The 16,967-nt window shown below is 72.3% G+C and carries 17 protein-coding genes and 2 tRNA genes; 13 read left to right on the forward strand and 6 right to left on the reverse strand.

Annotation, left to right across the window (positions count from 1 at the left end; all coding sequences use genetic code 11):
- The first annotated feature begins 8 nt into the window (after positions 1–8).
- The 6 genes from NYO98_RS06185 to NYO98_RS06210 all read left to right on the forward strand — a co-directional run bounded on the left by NYO98_RS06185 (position 9) and on the right by NYO98_RS06210 (position 6,070).
- A complete protein-coding gene (locus tag NYO98_RS06185; protein WP_268110649.1) occupies positions 9–338 on the forward strand; it encodes an antibiotic biosynthesis monooxygenase family protein in 330 nt (109 codons plus the stop codon).
- Positions 339–402: 64 nt separating this feature from the next.
- Positions 403–1,803, forward strand: a complete 1,401-nt coding sequence (locus NYO98_RS06190; RefSeq protein WP_268110650.1) for a glycine--tRNA ligase — start codon at positions 403–405, stop codon at positions 1,801–1,803.
- A gap of 39 nt (positions 1,804–1,842) precedes the next feature.
- On the forward strand, positions 1,843–2,424 hold the full coding sequence (locus NYO98_RS06195; RefSeq protein ID WP_268110651.1) for a hypothetical protein: 582 nt from the start codon (positions 1,843–1,845) through the stop codon (positions 2,422–2,424).
- 37 nt (positions 2,425–2,461) lie between these two features.
- Positions 2,462–3,601: a tRNA dihydrouridine synthase DusB gene (gene dusB / locus NYO98_RS06200; RefSeq protein ID WP_268110652.1), complete on the forward strand. Its 1,140-nt coding sequence runs from the start codon at positions 2,462–2,464 to the stop codon at positions 3,599–3,601.
- A 298-nt stretch (positions 3,602–3,899) separates the two neighbouring features.
- Positions 3,900–4,742 (forward strand): SH3 domain-containing protein, encoded by an 843-nt coding sequence (locus NYO98_RS06205; protein ID WP_268110653.1) that lies wholly within the window; start codon positions 3,900–3,902, stop codon positions 4,740–4,742.
- 59 nt (positions 4,743–4,801) lie between these two features.
- Complete coding sequence (locus NYO98_RS06210) at positions 4,802–6,070, forward strand: deoxyguanosinetriphosphate triphosphohydrolase (protein WP_268110654.1); 1,269 nt, start codon at positions 4,802–4,804, stop codon at positions 6,068–6,070.
- 45 nt (positions 6,071–6,115) lie between these two features.
- On the opposite strand, the gene NYO98_RS06215 is transcribed toward NYO98_RS06210, so the two are convergent.
- From NYO98_RS06215 to NYO98_RS06225, 3 genes are read right to left on the reverse strand one after another with little or no spacing between them, the layout of a single operon-like run.
- Entirely contained in the window at positions 6,116–6,448 is a 333-nt protein-coding gene (locus NYO98_RS06215) for a YtxH domain-containing protein (protein ID WP_268110655.1), read from the reverse strand.
- 24 nt (positions 6,449–6,472) lie between these two features.
- Complete coding sequence (locus NYO98_RS06220; RefSeq protein ID WP_268110656.1) at positions 6,473–6,733, reverse strand: DUF3618 domain-containing protein; 261 nt, start codon at positions 6,731–6,733, stop codon at positions 6,473–6,475.
- Positions 6,726–7,145 carry a phage holin family protein gene (locus NYO98_RS06225; protein WP_268110657.1) on the reverse strand — a complete coding sequence of 140 codons (420 nt, stop codon included), beginning with the start codon at positions 7,143–7,145 and terminating at the stop codon, positions 6,726–6,728. The genes NYO98_RS06220 and NYO98_RS06225 overlap by 8 nt, the downstream gene beginning before the upstream one ends.
- Before the next feature lie 139 nt (positions 7,146–7,284).
- Here NYO98_RS06225 and dnaG point away from each other — a divergent pair, with 139 nt between their 5' ends.
- From dnaG to NYO98_RS06250, 5 genes are all read left to right on the forward strand, one after another.
- The gene (gene dnaG / locus NYO98_RS06230) at positions 7,285–9,189 is read left to right on the forward strand and encodes a DNA primase (protein ID WP_268110658.1); all 1,905 of its coding nucleotides are present in this window, start codon (positions 7,285–7,287) and stop codon (positions 9,187–9,189) included.
- Positions 9,190–9,230: 41 nt separating this feature from the next.
- Complete coding sequence (locus tag NYO98_RS06235; protein ID WP_268110660.1) at positions 9,231–9,701, forward strand: hypothetical protein; 471 nt, start codon at positions 9,231–9,233, stop codon at positions 9,699–9,701.
- Between the two features lie 52 nt (positions 9,702–9,753).
- Positions 9,754–9,826 (forward strand) — tRNA-Asn (locus NYO98_RS06240).
- 278 nt (positions 9,827–10,104) lie between these two features.
- Positions 10,105–10,800, forward strand: a complete 696-nt coding sequence (locus NYO98_RS06245) for a GAF and ANTAR domain-containing protein (RefSeq protein WP_268110661.1) — start codon at positions 10,105–10,107, stop codon at positions 10,798–10,800.
- A gap of 104 nt (positions 10,801–10,904) precedes the next feature.
- Complete coding sequence (locus NYO98_RS06250; protein WP_268110663.1) at positions 10,905–11,786, forward strand: hypothetical protein; 882 nt, start codon at positions 10,905–10,907, stop codon at positions 11,784–11,786.
- Here the strand turns inward: NYO98_RS06250 and NYO98_RS06255 are convergent.
- On the reverse strand, positions 11,740–12,492 hold the full coding sequence (locus NYO98_RS06255; protein WP_268110664.1) for a PIG-L deacetylase family protein: 753 nt from the start codon (positions 12,490–12,492) through the stop codon (positions 11,740–11,742). The genes NYO98_RS06250 and NYO98_RS06255 overlap by 47 nt on opposite strands.
- A gap of 87 nt (positions 12,493–12,579) precedes the next feature.
- Here NYO98_RS06255 and NYO98_RS06260 point away from each other — a divergent pair, with 87 nt between their 5' ends.
- Positions 12,580–13,782: a sulfite oxidase gene (locus NYO98_RS06260; RefSeq protein ID WP_268110665.1), complete on the forward strand. Its 1,203-nt coding sequence runs from the start codon at positions 12,580–12,582 to the stop codon at positions 13,780–13,782.
- 34 nt (positions 13,783–13,816) lie between these two features.
- Here the strand turns inward: NYO98_RS06260 and NYO98_RS06265 are convergent, their stop codons facing one another.
- Both NYO98_RS06265 and NYO98_RS06270 read right to left on the reverse strand, forming a co-directional pair.
- Positions 13,817–15,094, reverse strand: a complete 1,278-nt coding sequence (locus tag NYO98_RS06265; RefSeq protein WP_268110666.1) for a DUF1501 domain-containing protein — start codon at positions 15,092–15,094, stop codon at positions 13,817–13,819.
- A gap of 1 nt (position 15,095) precedes the next feature.
- Positions 15,096–16,496 carry a DUF1800 domain-containing protein gene (locus tag NYO98_RS06270; RefSeq protein WP_268110667.1) on the reverse strand — a complete coding sequence of 467 codons (1,401 nt, stop codon included), beginning with the start codon at positions 16,494–16,496 and terminating at the stop codon, positions 15,096–15,098.
- A 265-nt stretch (positions 16,497–16,761) separates the two neighbouring features.
- Here NYO98_RS06270 and NYO98_RS06275 point away from each other — a divergent pair.
- A tRNA-Ile gene (locus NYO98_RS06275) sits at positions 16,762–16,835 on the forward strand.
- The last annotated feature ends 132 nt before the right edge of the window (positions 16,836–16,967 follow it).

Consider the following 16,967-nt stretch of genomic DNA (forward strand, 5'->3'; position numbering starts at 1 on the left):
CTGGGCCCGTGCTCGTCGTCACCCGCCTGCGTACGCCCTCGACCGACGCCGCAGCTGAGCGCGAGCTGCGCGCCGGGCTGCTGCGGGCCCTCGACATCCTGGCCGCCAAGCCCGGCTGGGTCGGTGGGGACGTCGGCCGCAACGTCGACGACCCGACGCTGTGGGTGCTGACCACGCGGTGGGAGAACGTCGGTTCCTACCGGCGCGCGCTCGGGTCGTACGAGGGCAAGATGCACGTCCAGCCGCTGATGGTCCACGCCCTCGACGAGCCCAGCGCCTACGAGGTCGTCGAGGAGGGGACCGACCTCAACGAGGCCCAGCCCCGGTCGATAGGCTGACCGCTCGTTCGAGCGAGCCGGCAGCCAGCCGGCCCGACCTGCCCACACCTGAAGGACCTGCACCGTGGCCAAGCCCGCCCCGACCGCCCTGGACAACGTCGTCTCCCTCGCCAAGCGCCGAGGTTTCGTCTACCCCAGCGGCGACATCTACGGCGGCACCCGCTCGGCCTGGGACTACGGACCGCTCGGCGTGGAGCTCAAGGAGAACATCAAGCGCCAGTGGTGGAAGTTCATGGTCACCCGCCGCGACGACGTGGTCGGGCTCGACTCGAGCATCATCCTGCCCACGCGCACGTGGGAGGCCAGCGGCCACCTGAGCACGTTCAGCGACCCCCTCGTCGAGTGCCAGTCGTGCCACAAGCGCTTCCGCGCGGACCACCTCCAGGAGGACCACGCCGCCAAGAAGGGCATCGAGGACCCCGAGACCGTCGACATCAACGAGTCGGTCGCCTGCCCCAACTGCGGCACCCGCAACGCCTGGACCGAGCCGCGCAACTTCAACATGATGCTCAAGACCTACCTCGGCGTGATCGAGGACGAGTCAGGCCTGCACTACCTGCGCCCCGAGACCGCGCAGGGCATCTTCCTCAACTTCGCCAACGTCGTGACCTCCAGCCGCCAGAAGCCGCCGTTCGGCATCGCCCAGATGGGCAAGAGCTTCCGCAACGAGATCACGCCCGGCAACTTCATCTTCCGCACCCGCGAGTTCGAGCAGATGGAGATGGAGTTCTTCGTCAAGCCGGGCGAGGACGAGGAGTGGTTCCGCTACTGGATCGAGGAGCGCACCCGCTGGTACGTCGACCTCGGCATCAACCCCGACAACCTGCGCCACTACGAGCACCCGCAGGAGAAGCTGTCGCACTACTCCAAGGGCACGACCGACATCGAGTACCGCTTCGGGTTCTCCGGCCGTGACTTCGAGGAGCTCGAGGGCATCGCCAACCGCACCGACTTCGACCTCAAGCAGCACAGCGAGCACTCCGGCAAGGACCTGTCCTACTACGACCAGGCCGCCGACGAGCGCTACCTGCCCTACGTCATCGAGCCGGCCGCCGGCCTCACCCGCTCGCTGATGGCGTTCCTCATCGACGCCTACACCGAGGACGAGGCGCCCAACACCAAGGGCGGCGTCGACAAGCGCGTCGTGCTCAAGCTCGACCCGCGTCTCGCGCCGGTCAAGGTCGCGGTCCTGCCGCTGAGCCGCAACGCCGACCTCTCGCCCAAGGCCAAGGCCCTCGCCGCCGAGCTGCGCCAGAACTGGAACGTCGAGTTCGACGACTCCGGCGCCATCGGTCGCCGCTACCGTCGGCAGGACGAGATCGGTACGCCCTTCTGCGTGACGGTCGACTTCGAGACCCTCGACGACGACGCGGTCACCGTCCGCGAGCGCGACACCATGTCGCAGGAGCGGGTCGGCCTCGACGGCATCTCGCAGTACTTCGCCGGGAAGCTCCTCGGCTGCTGAGTGGTTGGCGCTCGTCGCGAGGGGCGTCACCATGGCGTCATGTGGCGGCCCCTGTTCCTCGTGACGGCATTGTCGCTGCCGCTGACCGGGTGCGGCGGTGACGAGCCGGAGCCGGACGACGAGCCGACGCCCGCGGCCACGGCCGCGGTGGACGACGGCACCGAGCCCGGCACCGAGCTGGCGTTCGGTGATCCCGCGACCCTGGTGTGGCGGCCCACCCGCGACCTCGTGGGCGAGCTCGAGCTCAGCGTCGACGAGGTCGCGGAGCAGCGGCGGTCCGTCTTCGACGGCTGGACCCGCGACGGTGCGAGCGCCGAGGCGCGCCCCTACTTCGTGTCGGTGAGCGTCGCCAACACCGGCGAGACCGACCTCGGCGGCCAGGACGTCCCGCTCTACCTGCGCGACACCGCGGGCACGCTCGGCGCGCCGTGGACGCTCGGCGGCGACTTCACCGCCTGCCAGAGCGGCCCGCTGCCCGAGCGCTTCGAGCCGGGCGACGAGGCCGAGATGTGCCTGGTCTACCTCGTCCCCGACGGCGGCCGGGTCCGCGACCTGGTCTTCGAGCCGACCGAGTTCTACGACCCGGTCTCGTGGACCGGCAGGGTGCGGGACCCCGGCTGATTTGGGCCGGGATCGGTCCCGCTCCGACAATGGAGGCATGACCGCCGTGCCAGACTCCCTCACCCTGGGTTCGCTGCGCGTCGACACCCCCGTCGTGCTCGCGCCGATGGCCGGCATCACCAACGCCGCCTACCGCCGGCTCTGCGCCGAGCAGGGCGCCGGCCTCTACGTCTGCGAGATGATCACCAGCCGCGGCCTCGTCGAGGGCGACGAGACGACGAAGAAGATGCTGGTCTTCGACGAGCTCGAGTCGGTGCGCTCCGTCCAGCTCTACGGCACCGACCCGGTCTACATCGGCAAGGCCGTCGAGATCCTCTGCGCCGACCACGGCGTGGCCCACGTCGACCTCAACTTCGGCTGCCCGGTCCCCAAGGTGACCCGCAAGGGCGGCGGGGGAGCGCTGCCGTGGAAGCGCGGCCTCCTCGGCGAGATCCTCGAGCACGCGGTCGCCGCGGCGGCGCCGTACGACGTCCCGGTGACGATGAAGACCCGCAAGGGCCTCGACGACGACCACCTGACCTACCTCGACGCAGGTCGCATCGCCCAGGACAGCGGCGTCGCGGCCATCGCGCTGCACGGACGCACCGTGCAGCAGGCCTACTCCGGCGAGGCCGACTGGGACGCCATCGCCGCCCTCGTCGACCACGTCGACATCCCGGTCCTCGGCAACGGCGACATCTGGGAGGCCGCCGACGCGATCCGGATGGTCGAGCGGACCGGCGCCGCGGGCGTCGTCGTGGGCCGCGGGTGCCTCGGCCGCCCGTGGCTCTTCCGCGACCTCGCCGCGGCCTTCCACGGCGAGGACGTCGCCACCCTCCCGACGCTCGGCGAGGTCAAGGCGATGATGCGCCGCCACGCCGAGCTGCTGTCCGAGCACATGGGGGAGGAGCGGGGCTGCAAGGAGTTCCGCAAGCACATCACCTGGTACCTCAAGGGCTTCCCGGCCGGGGGCGAGCTGCGTCACCAGCTGGCCCTCGTCGACTCCCTCGTCTCCCTCGACGAGCTCCTCGCCGGGCTCGACGACACCGCGCCGTTCCCGGAGCGTGAGCTCGGCACGCCGCGCGGGCGACAGGGCGCTCCGCGCAAGAAGGTCGTGCTCCCCGACGGGTGGCTCGACGACACCGACGGTCGCGACGCGCACCTGCGCGAGGACGTCGACGAGACCACCGGGGGCTGAGCCCGCACCTCGCCCCGGGGCCGCTGGTGCGTACGCGGGTGAGCCGGAACACGCAGGAATTTACCGGGGAAGATTGGGACAGCCCGAGATTCCTGTGCTTCACTCGATGATCGCGTCGACGTGGGCACGAGTTCTTCCCCCGTTTCCGGGCTCGTGGATCGACGCATCGTCCCCCGTCAGCAACTGCAAAGGAATCAGCGCTGTGGCTCAGCATCGCCACAAGCGGGAAACCCCTGCTACCACCCCCCGTCCGTCTCGGATCCCCCGTTCCGTCCTCGTCTCCGCACCGCTCGCCGTCGTGGCGACGCTCTCCGCGGTCACCATGGGCGTCCTCGCCGCAGAGCCGACGACCAACGACGGCCTGCTCGCCTCGTCGGGCACCTCGCAGCCCGCCGCCGAGCCTGCCGCCGACTCCGTCGACGACACCGCTCTCCGCCGGCGCAGCGAGACGACGACTGTCTCCCGCTCGCAGATCCGCACCGCCGCGAGGGCCGAGGCCGCCGCGCGCAACGACATCAGCGTGGACCAGAAGGCGCGCCGGCTCGCCAAGAAGCTGGACGACAAGGTGTGGACCACCGACCTGCTCAACCTCTGGGACGGCCCGTCGGAGAAGTCCGAGAAGCTCGGCGTCATCGACGCGCTGAAGCAGGTGTCCGTCACCGGCCGGCAGCAGGCCGGGCGCACCCAGGTCGTCATCGACGGCCAGTCGCGCTGGGTCACCTCCGACTACCTGAGCGACGAGAAGCCGAAGCCCGAGCCCCAGGTCCAGGCGAAGGCCGCGGGCCCGAGCCTGGGCGGCGCCTGCACCAACGGCTCGTCCATCGACGCCGGTCGCGCGTCGCTCTACGACATCCACGACGTGGTGTGCGCCAACTGGCCGTCCGTCACGAGCTACGGCACCTGGCGTGGCGACGGTGAGCACGGCCAGGGTCGTGCCATCGACATCATGGTCAGCGGCGAGACCGGCTGGGACATCGCCAACTTCCTGCGCGCCAACTACGCCGCGTTGGGCATCGAGTACATCATCTACTCGCAGAACATCTGGTCCGTGGAGCGCTCCGGCGAGGGCTGGCGGGGCATGTCCGACCGCGGGTCCACGACCGCCAACCACTACGACCACGTCCACGTCACGGTCTACTGACCCGGGTCCCGCCCCGGGTCGTCGTCGGCGTCCGAGGTGCTCGCTAGGCTGACCGGCCGATGAGCATCGAGGACCCGTACGACGACTCGGCGCGCGAGCGCATCGTCGCCGAGCCGCCCAAGCGCGTGGAGGCGCCGGTGCGCCTGGCGTTCGAGCGCGACCGGGCGCGCGTCGTCCACGCGGCGGCCTCGCGCCGGCTCGCGGCCAAGACGCAGGTCGTCGGTCCGCAGACCGACGACTTCGTCCGCAACCGCCTCACGCACAGCCTCGAGGTGGCGCAGGTCGCGCGCGACCTCGCCCGCGCCATCGGGACGCACCCCGACATCACGGAGACCGCCGCGCTCGCGCACGACCTCGGCCACCCGCCCTTCGGCCACAACGGTGAGCGGGTGCTGGCCGAGCTCAGCGCCGGGTGCGGGGGCTTCGAGGGCAACGCGCAGACCCTGCGCCTGCTGACCCGGCTGGAGTCGAAGACCTTCGACGCCGACGGTCGCTCGGCCGGGCTCAACCTCACCCGCGCCACCCTCGACGCCTGCACGAAGTACCCCTGGGCGCGCTCGGAGGCGACCGGGCCCCACGGGGTGCACGCCGACGGCACCCCGCGGGTCGTGGTGAAGTTCGGCGTCTACGACGACGACCGCCCGGTCTTCGACTGGCTGCGGTCCGGCGTCGCCGGGCGTCGGCGGTGCATCGAGGCGCAGGTGATGGACCTCGCCGACGACGTCGCGTACTCCGTCCACGACGTCGAGGACGGCATCGTCGCCGGTCGCCTCGACCTGACCCGGCTCGACCGCGACGCGCTCTGGGAGACCGTCCGCTCGTGGTACCTGCCCGGGATCGACGACGCCGCGCTCGACGTGGCGCTCGACGACCTGCGTGCCGTGGGCAGCTGGCCCCGGTCGTCGTACGACGGCACCAGGCGCAGCCTGGCCGCGATCAAGAACCTCACCAGCGACCTCATCGGCCGCTTCTGCGGCAGCGTGCAGCAGGCCACCTTCGCCGCGACGGCGGGGGAGCCGCCCGTGCGCCACCGCGCCGACCTGGTGGTCCCCGAGGCCACCGAGGTCGAGATCGGGGTCCTCAAGGGGATCGCGGCGCACTACGTCATGCAGGCCGACGACCGCGTCGCCCTGATGGAGCGCCAGCGCCAGCTCGTCGCCGAGCTCGTCGAGGCCCTGTGGGAGCGCGGTGTCGACGCCCTCGACCCGGTCTTCGTCGAGGACTGGGAGCGGGCGACCGACGACGCCGGCCGGCGCCGCGTGGTCGTCGACCAGGTCGCGTCGCTCACCGACGCCAGCGCCGTGGCACGCCACGCCGCGCTCGTCTGAGGGGTTCGGCCGCGGCCGGACCCCTCAGACGTGCAAGCGCGCGACCTACGGCAGGTTGCCCTGGGGGTAGGGGTCGTCCTGCCGCGCAGTGCTGTCGGGGTGCAGCTGCTCCTCGAGGTCGGAGCGGTGCTCACCGCTGCCGCTTCCCGAGGGCGTCACCTTGTCGGCGGCCGTGCTGGCGGCCGAGGCCACCTTGTCCTTCACCACGGGGGCCTTGTCCTTGGCGAGGTCTGCGGCCTGGTGCGCCTTCTCCTGGACCCGCGGGTCCTCCTTGACGCGGGTGGCCGCCTTCTTGATCTGTTCGTAGCGCTCCCGGCCGGCCCGGGCGCCGAGCACGTAGCCGACACCTCCGGCGACGAGCAGCATGAGCTTCTTCATGGAGTCTCCCTTCCCTGGTTGGCTTCAGCGGTCGCCGCGGCGCCGCCACAGCAGCAGCACCACGGCCATCGCCACGAGCGAGCCGGCGGCCGCGAGCACCTCGGTGCGCGGCTTGCCGGTGTCCGTCGTGGCGGCGTCCTTGAGCGAGGCCACCCGCTGCTGGGCCTGCGACTTCACGTCCAGCTTGGCGGCGAGCTGGTCGACGGTCCCGGCCAGCTGCTCGCGCTGGAGCGCGATCTCGGCCTCGAGCTGGGCAGGCGTCTTCTCCGGCGTCTGGTCACTCATGGTGGTCTCCCTTCACCGTCGCGAGGTCGTCCTTCAACCCCTGGATCGCCCGCTCCGGCGCCGGCGGGCCGGCCTCGGCGACCTTGTTGCGGCCGACCAGGCCGGCGACGGCCGCCCCGGCCAGGAGGACCAGCGCCACGAGGAGGCCGGCCAGCCAGGCGTCGACGACGAGCGCGAGGGCGATGACCGCGGTCGCGACCAGCGTGCCGAGCGCGAAGAACGCCAGCAGCCCGGCGACGCTGAACATGCCGATCCCGGCACCCGCACGCTTGCCCTTCTGGGCGACCTCGGCTTGCGCGAGACGCATCTCCGAGCGGATGAGCTCGGGGAGCTGCTGGCTGAGCTGGTGGACGAGCGCGCCGAGGGTCTGCTCCTGTGCCTGACCCTCTGGCGCACGGTGCTGAGCGGTCATGCTTCGACCTTCCCAGACGCTTCGGCGGCACACCAGCGACGTACGCCCCAAGGGGTGGCCGGACCCGACGACCGGGCTACGGACGGCCGTTGTGGAGACTCCGCGGTGGTCGTGGGAGGGCGCCCGTAGACTCCCGGGCGTGGCAGGCCGGATTCGCGACGACGACATCGCCGAGGTGCGCGAGAAGGCGCGGATCGACGACGTGGTGTCGGGCTACGTCACGCTCAAGCGCGCCGGGGGCGGGTCGCTCAAGGGCCTGTGCCCCTTCCACGACGAGAAGACGCCGTCGTTCAACGTCAACCCGGCCCGCCAGTTCTTCCACTGCTTCGGCTGCGGCGAGGGCGGCGACGTCATCTCCTTCCTCATGAAGGTCGACGGGCTCACCTTCACCGAGGCCGTCGAGCGGCTCGCGGACAAGTTCGGCGTCCAGCTGCGACGCGAGGACGGCGACGACGAGCCCGTACGCCCGCGCGGACCGGCTCGCGGTCGGCTGATCGAGGCGCACAAGGTCGCCCAGGAGTTCTACGCCGAGCAGTTGTCCGGCCGCGACGCCGTGGTCGCGCGACAGTTCCTCCACGAGCGCGGGTTCGACCAGGCCGCGGCCGCCACCTTCGGGGTGGGCTTCGCGCCGCGCGACGGCGAGGCCCTCGTGCGTCACCTGCGCGGCCGGCGCTTCAGCGACGAGGAGTCGGTCGCTGCCGGCCTCGTCGCGCTCGGCCGCTCCCACTACGACCGCTTCCGCGGCCGTCTGGTGTGGCCGATCCGCGAGGCCAACGGCGACACGATCGGCTTCGGCGCGCGCCGCATCTTCGACGACGACCGCATCGAGGCGAAGTACCTCAACACCTCCGAGACCGCGATCTACAAGAAGAGCCAGGTGCTCTACGGCATCGACCTGGCCCGGGCCGCGATGAAGGACAGCCAGCAGGCCGTCGTGGTCGAGGGCTACACCGACGTGATGGCCTGCCACCTCGCGGGCGTCAAGACCGCGGTGGCCTCGTGCGGCACGGCCTTCGGCCAGGACCACGCGCGGGTGCTGCGCCGCTTCCTCGGCGACCACGACACCACCAGCGGTGAGGTGATCTTCACCTTCGACGGCGACTCGGCCGGGCAGAAGGCCGCCATGAAGGTCCTCGACAGCGACCAGGTGTTCGCCTCGCAGACCTACGTCGCGGTCGCGCCCGAGGGGATGGACCCCTGCGACCTGCGGCTCAAGGAGGGGGACGAGGCCGTGCGCGAGCTGGTCGCCAGCCGCCAGCCCCTCTACCGCTTCGCCCTCGACAACGTCCTCACCCGCTACGACCTCGACCGTGCCGACGGCCGCGTCGACGCGCTGCGTGACGCGGCGGGGCTGGTGGCCGGCATCCGCGACAAGACCAAGGTCGAGACGTTCTCCCGCGAGCTCGCCCACATGGTCGGGGTCGACCTCGACCAGGTGCGGGCCGAGGTGCGCCGGGCAGCGGGGCGGCCCGCCCCCGCCAGGGACGAGCGCCGTCCGGTCCGCGGGGGCGATGCCCCGCAGGTGGCCGAGCCGGCCCGTCCAGCGCTGCCGAGCCTGTCCGACCCGCGGTTCCTCATCGAGCGCGAGCTGCTCAAGCTCGTCATCCAGCACCCTGCCGGGGTGGGCCGCACGACCACCCACGTGACCGCGGCCGACTTCACCCACCCGACGTTCCAGGGCGTCTGGGAGGCGGTGACCGCGGCCGGGGGTCCCGTCGCCGGCGTCGACGACGTCGGCTGGGCCGCCAAGGTGCGCGGGTCGGCCACCGACCCCGCCGTCGTCGCGGCGGTCACCGAGCTCGCCGTCGAGCCGGTGCGCGGCACCACCGACCCCAACCCGACGTTCGCCGTCGCCTACGTCTACCGCCTCCAGGAGCTCACCACGTCGCGCCGCATCGCCGACGTCAAGGCGCGCCTGCAGCGCACCAACCCCGTGGAGCACGCCCTCGACTACAACCGGATGTTCGGCGAGCTCGTCATGCTCGAGCAGCACCGTCGCAAGCTGCGCGAGGGCGCCGTGGGCCAGCCCGGAGGTCAGTCCTGATGGCGCCCATCGGCTGGGGGCGGCGTCCGCACGGCTCGTCCGTGACCGTGCCACGCGGGGAGAAGGTGCTCGCCCTCACGACCGCGGCCGACGGCACCACGCTCGCCGGCACGCGGGACGCGTTCTACGTCGTCCGCGAGGGGGAGACCCGACGTGTGCCGTGGGAGCAGGTCGAGGCGGCCAACTGGGACCGCGACACCGACGTCTTCCGGCTCGCCGAGGTCGGCAGCTGGGGCGAGGAACGACCCGTCCACACCGTCACGCTCACCGACCCGGGGCGGTTGCCCGAGCTGGTCCGCGAGCGCGTCACCGCGAGCGTCGTGCTCCAGCGCCACGTGTCGCTGGGGCGGCGTCGCGGCCTGCGCGTGATCGCGCGCCGCGCGCCCTCGGGCGCGGGTGGCGTCCAGTGGGTCTACGAGTACGACGAGGGTGTCGACCCCGGCGACCCCGAGGTCCGCGCGGCCGCCCGGGAGGCGCTCGAGCTCGCCCGTCGCGACGTCGGCCTGCCCTGATTTCACCCGCGGTGTCGGGGCTTGCTAAGGTTTCGCCTCGCTGCACAAGCGATCCCCTGTAGCTCAACTGGCAGAGCATTCGGCTGTTAACCGGAGGGTTGTTGGTTCGAGTCCAACCGGGGGAGCCGACGGACCGCCCCCGACCTGCACGACAGGTCGGGGGCGGTCCTGTCTGTGTCGCCCGTCATGCTCGCGGGGTTCGACGGATCGGCAGGCACACATCCGGGTACCGCGTCGCAGGTCCCTGCGGAGTCGCGACTCCACCGGGGCTCAGGTCCGGGTGGTCAAGAAGCGGCCACCCGGACCGATCCTTGTCGCCTGCCGCCTCACGGCTCCCTGGTCGACGGACGGCTCTATACGCTTCGCTCGGGTGTCGTACCAAGGGGAAGGGGAAGGCGTGGGCATGGACCGTCACGAGTTCGGTCGGAGGCTCGCCGAGGCTGCGAGGGCGATGTCGGGCGGCCGTCATCCCTCCGACACGCTGCCGCAGATCGCTGCGATGGCCGTCGACCTGATCGACTCCTGCGACGTCGCCGGCGTCTGCGTGCTCCGACCGGGACGCAACGACACCTGCGCCCACACCCACGCCTCGGTGCAGGTGATGGACGACCTGCAGCACGACCTCGCCGAGGGTCCGGCCATGGGGGGTGCGTCGAGTCCCGACGTGATGTCGATCGGTGACCTCTCCGGCGACGCCCCGTGGCCGAGGTGGGCCAGCGAGGTCGTCGAGAGGACCGGGGTGCGGTCCTACCTCGGCTTCCGGCTGTTCGTGGAGGGCGACGACAGCATCGGACTGCTCAACCTCTACGCCTACGAGCCCCACGCGTTCGACCACGAGGACCAGCTCGACGGCCTGGTGGCGGCCGCGCACGCGTCGGTCGCGCTCAGCTCGTCGGTGCGGCACGACCAGATGCACACGGCCCTGACCAGCCGCCAGCTGATCGGCGAGGCGACCGGGATCCTGCGCGAGCGCTTCGAGCTGACGTCCGAGCAGGCCTTCGCCGTGCTCAAGCGGCTCTCCTCGCAGCAGAACATCAAGCTCTTCGCCGTGGCCCAGCACGTGGTGGAGACGGGCACCCTGCCCGGCTCCGCACCGTGACCCGGGCTCCGCTCCCCGTTGCCGTGGCGTAACGCTTCCGCGACGCGTGTGAACTGTGCGTTACGCCGACCCGGTCCGCGGCCGGCCTGGGTCAGGCTGGCGCCATGAGCGCAGGACCGATGGATGGCGCCCCCGACCGCTGCGAGTTCGTCGTACGCCCGGACGGGACCGTGGTGGGCGACGACGGCGCGGCTGGTGCGCTCGCCGGTGCCCTGCCCTACACGGGTCGGCTGGCGCGCCGCGCGGGCGAGCTCGTCGAGGTCGGCGACCTGCGGGCGCTGGAGGCGCTGGGCGCGCGGCGCCTGACCGTCGGGGTGACCTGGACCCCGGCCGGGGAGGGCACCTACCGGGCGGTTCTCGTGCCCGCCGAGCCCCGCACCCTCCCGAGCTTCATGGTGGTCGGCGGCGCGGACACCGCCGCGACCGTCGCGCACTGCGTCGACCGGGTGCTGGCGGTCGGGGGAGTCCGCTGGAGCGGCATCGTCACCGCGGGGTCCCGGGTCGTCGCCAGCGCGGGGGACGGGGCGGCGACCAGCCGCCTCGCCGAGGTCGGCAACCGCATGCTCGCGATCCTGCGGTCGCTCGAGGACCAGCACGTGGCCGGCTTCGTGCGCCTGCGCTTCGAGAAGGCGTCCGTCGTGGGCGCGTCGCTCGGTCGCCACGCGCTGGTGGCCTGCGCGGGCGTCACTGACGACGAGGACCTGCTCGCGACGATCGACGAGGTGCGCGCGATCCTGGCCGACCGGGACCTGTCGACGGTGCCGACGCCGCAGGACCCGGCCGCCCACGAAGCGGCTGCCGACGAGTCGACCGACGAGTCCGCCGTCGAGATCGAGGTGACGGCCACACCCGCGCCGCCGCCGCTCGTCGGCGCGCGGTTCGCGGGCGCGGGCACACGGCAGCCGCGCACGGGTCGGCGTCGGTTCGGGCGGGGGAGCCTCAGCCCCAGCCCAGGGGGAACACCTCGAAGGTCGACGCGTGGGTGACGCCGAGCCCCTGCCCGCCGCCACGCAGGATCCCGTCGAGGAACTCCTCGGGGTCCCAGCCCTCCCAGCCGAGGCCCTCGATGTAGGCCCGGTGCTCCTTCAGGGAGGCGACACCGGCCGCGAACGTGTCGGTCACGTCCACGGCGTGCGTGGCCTGCGGTGACCCGCCCGCCCACACCGCCCTCACGCCACCCCAGGGCTCGAGGCCGTCGGTGAGCTGCTCGGGGAACACCCAGCGGTTGCCGGCGTCGCGGACCGCGTCGAGGAGCGCTTTGCCCACGGCGATGTGGTCGGCCTGGTTGAGGTTGGTGCCGCCGAAGGTCTCGCGGAAGTTGATGGTCAGCGCGATGTCGGGTCGCTGCTCGCGGACGACCTGCGCGAGCACCCGCCGCAGCCCCACGCCGTACTCGAGGATCCCGTCGGGCAGGCGGAGGAACAGCACCTCGTCGACCCCGACGGCGGCAGCCGAGGCGATCTCCTCCGCCTCGCGCAGGGACCCGCACTCGTCGGGGTGGATCCCGTCGATGCCGGCCTCACCGCTGGTCACCATGCAGTAGACGACCCTCTTCCCCTGGCCCGTCCACCGGGCGACCGCGGCGGCCGAGCCGTACTCGATGTCGTCCGGGTGCGCCACGACGAACAGGGCGGTCTCCCAGTCCTCGGGCAGCGGTTCGAAGGAGGGGGGCGCGGGTCGTTCGGCGGTCATGTCCCGAGCATGGCACCGCGACTACGTCGTGTCTGCCGACCGAAGTTGTGTAGTGAAACGAACGACTTACTCCTATATGGTCGGCGCATGACCTCGTTCGCGCCCACCCGCCGTGGGTTCCTGACCGCCGCCGCAGCGCTCGCGGGCGCTGCCGCCGTCCCCACGTCCGTGTGGCGCGCCGCCCCCTCGTCCGCGGCGACCCCCTTCATCCTCAAGCCCACCCCGCCGGCGTACTTCACGGACTTCGGCACCAACGCCGAGATGCGGTGGGGCTCGGTCGACCCGGAGCGCTACCTCACGCCGCAGTCGCGCCTGTTCGTGCGCAACCACACCCGCACGCCGCAGATCGACCGGTCCACCTACGCGCTGCGGTTGTACGGCGACGGGCTCGCGACGCCGAGGGCGGAGGGCGAGGCGCTCAGCCTGTCGTTCGCCGACCTCCAGCGACTGCCGCACCACGAGCTCACCGCCGTGGTGGAGTGCACCGGCAACGGTCGGAGCCACTTCCGGACCCAGCAGGGGCAGGCCGTCTCGGGCACCGCCTGGACCCTCGGCGCCGTCGGCACCGTGCGCTGGAGCGGCGTGCGGCTGCGCGACGTCCTGGCCTCCGTCGGGTTGTCCCCCGACGCGGTGTCCGTCCAGGCCACCGGCCTCGACGACCCGTTCGTCTCCGGCGGCACCGACTACGGCCGGGTGCGCCGTCCGTTCCCGGTGGAGAAGGCGCTCGACGACGCGCTGCTCGCGTGGGGGATCAACGGCGAGGAGCTGCTGCCCGACCACGGCTACCCGCTCCGGCTGGTGCTGCCCGGCTGGGTCGGCATCGCGAGCATCAAGTGGCTCGGGTCGCTCGAGGTCTCGACGACCCAGCTGACGTCGCCGTGGAACACCACCTTCTACCGGATGGTCGGGCCCGACTGGCCGGCCGACTCGCCGCCGCTCACGGTCAACCCGGTGCGCTCGGCGTGGGAGCTGCAACCCGACCAGGTGCTGCCGTCGCGGCCCGTCACCCTGACCGGCCGGTCGTGGAGCGGCGCGGGCCGGATCTCCCGCGTCTCGGTGAGCCTCGACGGCGGTGCCAGCTGGCGCCCCGCCGTCCTGGACCGCAGGTCGCGGGGGGACCAGGGCTGGACCCAGTGGTCCGTGCGCTGGGCGAACCCGCGTCCGGGGCGCCACGAGCTGCTCGCGCGGGCCACCGACGAGCAGGGCCGCACGCAGCCGCTCGTCGCGGCCTTCAACACCCAGGGCTACTTCTTCGACGCCGTCGTGCGTCACCCCGTCCAGGTCGTCTGACCGACGGCCGCGGCCAGGGGTCGACCGCCAGGGGTCAGGCCATCACGCCGACGGCCTGCGGGGCGAAGCCAGGGAAGACCTGCGCGACCGAGACCCCGAACCTCCGGGTGACGACCTCCGCGAGCACGCTGCGGTAGTCGGTGGTGACCAGCAGGTCGGCGTCGAGCGTGTCGGACAGGCCCGGCCACGAGCCGTAGTAGCGCCCACCTCGCACCCCGGCGCCGGCGACGAACATGACGTTGCCGAAGCCGTGGTCGGTGCCGTAGTCGTCGTTCTCCCGCACCCTGCGGCCGAACTCGCTCAGCGTCACCAGCGTGACCCGCTCGGCCGCCGGGCCGAGGTCGGCGAAGAACGCCGCGATCGAGCTCGCGAGGTCGCCGGCGTTGCGCACCATGTCGCCCCAGTCGAGCGTGCCCGCGTCGGTGTGCATGTCCCAGTCGCCCTGGTCGACGGTGACCACCTCGGTCGCGACCCCCGAGCGCACGATCCGGGACACGTCCGACAGCGCACGGCCCAGCCCGCTGTCGGGGTACGCCGGGGCGGGCGCACCTGCCGGGGTGTCGCGGGCGGCGCCGAAGTTCTGCGCGCCAGAGATGGCGTCACGCACCGCACGGCTCATCGGGTCGCTTCCCCGCCACGCGTGTGCCAGGGACGCCAGGCGTCGGCCCTCCTCGTCCGCGCCGGCGAGCCTGGCCTGGTCGACACGGCCGACGACGAAGGCCGGCTGGGTGCCGAAGAGCGAGGTCGGCGCCTGGTTGCCCATCGCCGTCCCCTGCAACGGGGAGGTGCCGGGCAGCTCGCCGAGCAGCCGGTTGAGCCAGCCGGTGCGCTCGCGCGAGCCGGGCGCGGCGTCCTCGATCGCCTCCATCGCCGCGAAGTGCGAGCGGTTGGGCGTGGCCATGCCGGTGGCGTGCACGGCCGCCAGCGCGCCGGCGTCCCACATCGGCAGCAGGGGTGCGAGCGCGGGGTGCAGCCCGAACATCGCGTCGGGTGCCAGCAGGGCGGTGTGCGGGATGCCGAGGCGCGGTCGCGCGGCGTAGTAGACCGGGTCGCCGTGCGGGACGACGAGGGAGAGGCCGTCGGCCGCGCCGCGCAACGAGAGCAGCACCAGCACGGGACCGCCCGGAGCTGCCAGCCCGGCGGCGCTGCGCCCGGTGACGGCGTACGCCGACGGGCCGCCGCCGGTCAGCGACGGACCGAGCGCGACGGCGCCGCCGGCGAGGGCGGTGCCGAGGAGGGCACGCCGGCTCAGGGCCAGCCGGGCCTCGTCGTAGTCGGGGCAGCCGCAGGAAGTCGGGTGGGAATCAGTCATGTCAGCACGCCAGGTGGTCGGGGGAGTCGAGGACGGCGGCCAGGAGGCGCGGGAAGCCCCACTGGTAGAGGGCGTGGTCGCGGTCGATCCTCTCCCGCGCCTTGCAGCCGGTGGCGAGGACCGCGGTCTGCACCAGGTGCTTGCTCGCCGGGCGGTGCAGCAGGTCGCGGCTGACCGCGTCGACGACGTCCTCGAAGCGGACCGGCTTCTTCGCCGGCACCCACGCGCCAGGGGTGCGGTAGCGGATGCCCTCGGAGGGCCACCACCCGCCGGCCATCGAGTAGTGCAGGTCCATCGACCCGAGGGCGCGCGAGGGCGAGGCCCACACGGCGTCGGTGACGGGCGTGCCGTCGGGGCGCGGCCAGGCGTGGGGGGTGAGGCCGAGCCGGGACGCCTGCCACAGGATCGCGTTGGACGCGGAGTCGTTGCGGCTCGGGCGGCCGACCTCGACGCCCAGGGCGCGGTAGGTCGCGACGACGTCCTCGCTCGGGTCGCGCAGCTTCTCGCCGGCGGACGAGCGGAACTCCTTGCTCGCCACGAGGGCACGGAGCACCGGCACGATCGCGGTGTCGTTGCGCAGGTAGACCTTCGCCAGCCGCTTCACGAGCGCCCGCGGCGGGTCGTCGCGCACGAACTTGGTGGCCAGCCGCCGGCAGACGTGCTCGGCGGTCAGCGGGTGGTGCGCCAGGTAGCGGAGGTACTCGCGCGTGACGTCGCGCCCGTCCGCCTTGCGGTTCTTGTGGCTGAACCCCTTGACCCGGACCTTCCCGGTCGCGTGGTCCTCCTTGACGTAGGACGCCTTCCACGTCTTCCAGAGGTCGACGTGGTGACCGGTGAGGATGCGTGCCGACGCCTTGACGTCGTCCTCGTCGTAGTTGCCGGCACCGAGCGTGTGCAGCTCAAGCAGCTCGCGCCCGAGGTTCTCGTTGGGCGCCCGCTTCGTCGACGTCGCGGCGGACAGGAAGATCAGCATCGCCGGGTGGGTCGTGGTCGCGGCGAGCAGCTCGTCGAAGCGGCCGAGCGCGTGGCGCCGGACGGTGTCGCCGTAGTCCACCCGCCAGGTGAAGTGGGCGTCACCGCTCACCGGCACGTGGAGCATCGCCTCCCAGAACTCGGTCATCTTCTCGAGCACCGGGCGCCGCGTGCGGGTGCGCCGCACGAGCAGCCAGCGGCCGTAGTCCTCCATCACCTGCCAGCCGCCGCGCACCTCCTGGACCTGGCGCTGCCACAGGTCCGCGGGCCGCCGGTCGAGGTCGGGCCACCACCGCCGGACGGCGTCGGCAGGTCCGTCCGGGAACGAGCCCGGCCGGGTGAGCTGCTGCTCGAACCACGCGGGTGCCCCGCCGGCACGGCGTACGTCGCGCGCGAGCGTTGGGTCGATGCCGTAGCCGAAGCGCGTCACCAGGTGACGCTGCGACGGGGACAGCAGAGCAGACCGATCCTTGGCCACCGAGGTCCTCCCGTACCCGAGCCGCTTCGAAAGACGCATCACTGTCCCACGAGCGGCCGCGGACGCGAAGTCGAAACGCGGAATCCCGTTTGCCCGCCGGCCGACAGGTGCGGTCGGATGGCCGGGTGGAGGTCCAGGAGCTCGACGTGACCGACCCGGCGGCCCGGGGCACCTGGCGCGACGTCATGGAGCGCCCATCGCCTAGGGTTCCGCCCGAGGGGCGGTAGCTCAGTCGGTCAGAGCAGAGGACTCATAATCCTTGGGTCGTGGGTTCGAGCCCCACCCGCCCTACGCAGTGCATGTATGAGCCCGGGTCCTCCTTGACGGAGTGGCTCGGGTTCTTGCTTTACAGGGTTTCGGTTGCTGCTTGACGGTGGCTTCGGCTCCTTCTTGACACTCGTTCATGGTCAAGGAGTTGAGCGT

This window comes from Nocardioides pini, from assembly GCF_026712185.1.
GTDB lineage: Bacteria > Actinomycetota > Actinomycetes > Propionibacteriales > Nocardioidaceae > Nocardioides > Nocardioides pini.

Coding starts and splice junctions, on each gene's coding strand:
- NYO98_RS06220 (WP_268110656.1), bottom strand. CDS start 6,733: ATGAGTGACCAGACGCCGGAGAAGACGCCTGCCCAGCTCGAGGCCGAG.
- NYO98_RS06260 (WP_268110665.1), top strand. CDS start 12,580: ATGACCTCGTTCGCGCCCACCCGCCGTGGGTTCCTGACCGCCGCCGCA.
- NYO98_RS06225 (WP_268110657.1), bottom strand. CDS start 7,145: ATGACCGCTCAGCACCGTGCGCCAGAGGGTCAGGCACAGGAGCAGACC.
- dusB (WP_268110652.1), top strand. CDS start 2,462: ATGACCGCCGTGCCAGACTCCCTCACCCTGGGTTCGCTGCGCGTCGAC.
- NYO98_RS06245 (WP_268110661.1), top strand. CDS start 10,105: ATGGACCGTCACGAGTTCGGTCGGAGGCTCGCCGAGGCTGCGAGGGCG.
- NYO98_RS06250 (WP_268110663.1), top strand. CDS start 10,905: ATGAGCGCAGGACCGATGGATGGCGCCCCCGACCGCTGCGAGTTCGTC.
- NYO98_RS06215 (WP_268110655.1), bottom strand. CDS start 6,448: ATGAAGAAGCTCATGCTGCTCGTCGCCGGAGGTGTCGGCTACGTGCTC.
- NYO98_RS06265 (WP_268110666.1), bottom strand. CDS start 15,094: ATGACTGATTCCCACCCGACTTCCTGCGGCTGCCCCGACTACGACGAG.
- NYO98_RS06195 (WP_268110651.1), top strand. CDS start 1,843: ATGTGGCGGCCCCTGTTCCTCGTGACGGCATTGTCGCTGCCGCTGACC.
- NYO98_RS06255 (WP_268110664.1), bottom strand. CDS start 12,492: ATGACCGCCGAACGACCCGCGCCCCCCTCCTTCGAACCGCTGCCCGAG.
- NYO98_RS06210 (WP_268110654.1), top strand. CDS start 4,802: ATGAGCATCGAGGACCCGTACGACGACTCGGCGCGCGAGCGCATCGTC.